This is a genomic window from Winogradskyella aquimaris (genome assembly GCF_042676105.1).
Classification (GTDB): Bacteria; Bacteroidota; Bacteroidia; order Flavobacteriales; family Flavobacteriaceae; genus Winogradskyella; species Winogradskyella aquimaris.
This window is the reverse complement of sequence record NZ_JBHTJQ010000029.1, coordinates 1-966: the sequence shown is the minus strand read 5'-3', so window position 1 is coordinate 966 and position 966 is coordinate 1. Positions and strand designations below refer to the sequence as shown.

The 966-nt window shown below is 32.4% G+C and carries 1 protein-coding gene; it reads left to right on the top strand.

The features are described from left to right. Positions 1-258 precede the first annotated feature (258 nt). Positions 259-861, top strand: a complete 603-nt coding sequence (locus tag ACFQ1K_RS14545) for a hypothetical protein (RefSeq protein ID WP_320556894.1) — start codon at positions 259-261, stop codon at positions 859-861. Positions 862-966 lie beyond the last annotated feature (105 nt).

The window sequence follows — 966 nt, the reverse complement described above, 5'->3', positions numbered from 1 at the left end:
GAGCAGGGATTCGCATTGTTGACGGAATCTAAAGTTCCTACGGCTATAATAATCTTACTCTGCTCTTTTGTTCTTTCTGGTTAAAGTCTCTAATTTAACTATAATACAAACTTAGGATGGCTATAATTCATTGCTTCTACTCGCCTATTCCCAAAATTAGTTTAACTTTAAACGGCTGGATTTCTACGGTCGAAAATTCCTCTGGAATTTTCAACGCAACGAAATCATAGCCGAGACCGTTGTGCTTAATATGACAAAATGAGTGAATTAGACTTTGGAATATTTAAAGATTTTTGGAATGGACATCCAAATCACTTGCCTTTAATGGGACTTCATAATGATAATAATGAACCTGCTGAATGGAATCTGAATAAAAGTTTAGAGAGGCTTGACATCATTTGTGATGGAAATGACCAAGGATTAATTATTGAAGGAATTCATAAACTACTGAATAACGAAGATTGGAGACCTCATTTAGTTGCAATTATGGCATCTTTTAAATTGGAGCAAACGGAGCAAAAGAAATTAATTCCTGAATTATGGAATAGGTTAGAAAAAGGTTCTTGGATTAGTCCGCAAATTCTATCTGTACTTTCAATTATTGACAGTGAATTTGAAATAAAAGCTGAGGAAATTCTGAATAACGGATTTAAAGTCAATTTTTCACCTATGGAAATGGCTAAATATCATAGCTCAAGAGGTCCTGAAGGTTCAAAAGGAGCATCTGAAAAAGTAATAAATTCAATCAAATCATTACTTGAAAATAAAAATGATGATTTTGGATGGAAAGGAAACTTAATAAGATTAATAGAAAGCAAGAAATTTAAAATAAATACTAAGCACAACAATGAACTAAGCTAAAATCCAAATAAATTTTGGTTTAATTCATGGCATAATCAGAATCGTAAGGCAATCCTGATTTTGCGATAGCAAACGCTTGTTTTATAAGCTTATTACAGACTGCGA